The following is a 2,806-nucleotide window of genomic DNA, read 5'->3' as shown; positions in this document are numbered from 1 at the left end:
TACTATGACCGCATCGTCGACGTGATGGAGGAACTGGTGCGCTTCACCCTGCTCACCCGTGGCCATGTCAACCAGCTGACCGACCGCTACTCGGAACGCAAGGAAGCCGGCCGGGCCGTGGACCTGAGCCAGGACCTTTCGTCGATCGCGATTGCCCCGCAGGAGCCGGTGAAGCCGTCTGATGCCTGCTGCGCCCTAGATGCGGTCGCCAAACGGGAAGGCCGGGCCGGCTGCGGCTGTGGCGGCAGTGCGGCCTGAAACAGTCGCCGCGACACAACCGGCAGCAACCGGCTCGAGGCGACGCGCTGTCGTCGTCTCGGCACTGGGCATCACCCAGATCCTGGCCTGGGGCTCCTCCTATTACCTGCTCGCTGTCCTGGCGCAGCCGATCCAGGAGGATACGGGCTGGCCGATTGCCTGGATCGTCGGTGGCCTGTCACTCGGCCTGCTGATCGCGGGGCTCGTCTCGCCGAAGGTCGGGCGGGTCATCGAGGATCGTGGCGGCCGGCCGGTGCTGGCGCTCAGTTCCGTGTTGCTGGCGGTGGGCCTGCTGGCGCTGGCCCTGGCACCCACCCTGCCGGTCTACGTAATGGCCTGGGTGATCATGGGGCTGGGCATGGGTGCCGGTCTCTACGATGCCGCCTTCGCGACCCTGGGCCGGCTCTACGGCCAGTCAGCACGTCAGACCATCACGGCGCTGACCTTGTTCGGCGGGTTCGCCAGCACGGCCTGCTGGCCGTTGTCCGCCTTCCTGGTTGCGGAACTCGGCTGGCGTGGCGCCTGCTTGGTGTATGCGGCGATCCAGCTGTGCCTGGCACTGCCGATCCATCTGCTTCTGTTGCCCAGACCAGACCGGAGGGATCCGGTGCTACCGGATGCGGCAGGCGCCTCCCCAGGAGCAGCGCACAGCCCTCGGCCAGCACGGTTCGCCTTCCTGGTGCTGGCGGCCATCATCACCATCGGCTCGGTGGTGTCGGCCACCATGTCCGTGCACCTGTTCACCATCCTTCAAGCATACGGGATCGGACTGTCGTCCGCCGTCGCCTTCGGCGCCTTGGTCGGCCCAGCACAGGTTGCGGCCCGCGCGGTCGAGATGGCGATCGGCCGGCACCATCACCCGATCTGGACGATGGCGGCGTCGACCGCTTGCGTGACGCTCGGCCTGGGCGCGCTCTGGGCCGGCTTCCCGTTCGTGGCCCCGACGCTGCTCTTCTACGGAGTTGGAATCGGCTTGGCCTCGATTGCCCGGGGCACCCTGCCGCTCGGCTTGTTCGGCGCGCAGGGCTATGCCGCTATGATGGGCCGGCTCGCCATGCCGAGCCTGATCGCCCAGGCCATCACCCCCTCCCTGGGCGCTGTGCTGGCCGATGGGATCGGGGCCGATGGCCTGCTTGGGGTTCTGGTCGGCTTGGCAGGCTTCAACGTGATCTTGCTCGCCGGGCTATGGGCAGGGGCTGTACGGACACGTCCAGGATAGCGCGATGGGTTTTGCTCACCTACCGCTCACCAATATCCCGATAAGCGACGAAGGGCCGGCCAGAAATCCGCGCCAGCGCTAGGTTTCTGGCATCATGCCGACATGCGCACCGCAGTCACCGAGACAGCGCCGATTGTTTCGCTGGGGTAGACCCTACAAAGGCAGAGGGTGAGGTTCGTGGCTTACCCAAGAGCCGCGGCCATAGTTTCTCTGGCATAAATGACCAGTTGTGCCATATCATATCTCTCATGGCATGCTTGGGAAGGAACGCCATGAAGGCTCGAGTGATGGCGGATGGCCGGCTGAGCCTGCCGGCTGACCTGCGCAAGCGGCATGGCCTGGCGCAGGGTGGTGAGGTCATCGTCGAGGACACGGGCGACGCCATCGTGCTGCGCACTCTCGACCAGGTGGTGGTGCGCGCCCAGGCGCTCAGCCGCAAGCTGGTGGCCGGCAAAACTGGCGCCTCGGTCGACGCCTTTTTGGCGGAGAGGGCACAGGAGGCGGAGGCTGAATGACGGCGGTGGTGCTGGATGCCTCTGCCCTGCTTGCCCTGCTTCTGAATGAGCCCGGGGCGGCGCGGGTGAAGGTCGTACTCGATGGCGCCCTGATGACGGCGGTGAACCTGGCGGAGATCGTCAGCCACTATGCCAAGCTCGGCGCGACAAGCGCTGAGATCGAGGCGCTGCTGCACCCCTTGCCGATCCAGGTGATCCCGGCCGATGCCGCCTTGTCCTATGCGGCTGGCATGCTGCGGCCGCTCACGCTGGAGCGGGGCCTGCCGCTGGGCGATCGCTATTGTCTGGCTCTGGCGAAGCGGGAAGGGGCCTTAGCACTCACCGCGGAGCGGCGTTGGCCGAAGATCGCCGATGCGGCCGGAGTTACCGTGGAATTGATCCGCTAACGCCGAACGGGCGGCGGCACCGTGGCTATGTCCAAATGGTGGTTCTGCCACCTGCGGCGGCGGTGGCAGCGATCGACGCCGTTCTCACCTGTCTGCTGTAAGGCGAGCGGGTGGCCGTGCTGATCGAGGATCAGGAACTCACGCCCAACCAGGCAGCCGACATCCTCGGCATGTCCCGACCGCTGATCGTGCAGCGCATGGAGGCAGGCGACCTGTCGTTCCGCTACGTGGGCAAGCACCGCCGCACCAGGCTCAAGGACGTGCTGACGCTCAAGAGCCGGCTCGATCGGCAGCAGGCCGCCTTGGACGAGCTGGTGGGCGGATGGCCGAACTTGCCCGCAAGACCAAGCGTTACCCGACTGACCTGACCGATGAGGAATGGCGGCGGATCCAGCCGCTGCTGCCGGCTGTGCCGAAGCGGGGGCGCA

General features: G+C 66.8%; 5 protein-coding genes and 1 pseudogene. All 6 read left to right on the top strand.

What is annotated here, in order from left to right; translation table 11 throughout:
- A pseudogene (locus EQG76_RS31270) lies at positions 1-162 on the top strand (arsenical resistance protein ArsH); the annotation flags it as partial.
- Positions 163-247: 85 nt separating this feature from the next.
- A complete protein-coding gene (locus EQG76_RS31265; RefSeq protein ID WP_235031657.1) occupies positions 248-1,477 on the top strand; it encodes an MFS transporter in 1,230 nt (409 codons plus the stop codon).
- A gap of 272 nt (positions 1,478-1,749) precedes the next feature.
- Positions 1,750-1,992, top strand: coding sequence for an AbrB/MazE/SpoVT family DNA-binding domain-containing protein (locus tag EQG76_RS31260; protein ID WP_159719108.1), 243 nt, complete (start codon positions 1,750-1,752; stop codon positions 1,990-1,992).
- Entirely contained in the window at positions 1,989-2,378 is a 390-nt protein-coding gene (locus tag EQG76_RS31255) for a PIN domain-containing protein (RefSeq protein WP_159719107.1), read from the top strand. Before EQG76_RS31260 ends, EQG76_RS31255 begins: the two co-directional genes overlap by 4 nt.
- 110 nt (positions 2,379-2,488) lie before the next feature.
- On the top strand, positions 2,489-2,746 hold the full coding sequence (locus EQG76_RS31250) for a helix-turn-helix domain-containing protein (protein ID WP_159719106.1): 258 nt from the start codon (positions 2,489-2,491) through the stop codon (positions 2,744-2,746).
- Positions 2,701-2,806, top strand: a 106-nt coding sequence (locus EQG76_RS31245) for a transposase (RefSeq protein ID WP_407925593.1), incomplete at its 3' end; no start/stop codon positions are given. The genes EQG76_RS31250 and EQG76_RS31245, both read left to right, overlap by 46 nt.

Origin of the sequence: Geminicoccus flavidas, assembly GCF_009806515.1 — a bacterium.
Taxonomy (GTDB): Bacteria; Pseudomonadota; Alphaproteobacteria; order Geminicoccales; family Geminicoccaceae; genus Geminicoccus; species Geminicoccus flavidus.
This window is presented reverse-complemented; position numbering and strand designations above follow the sequence as displayed.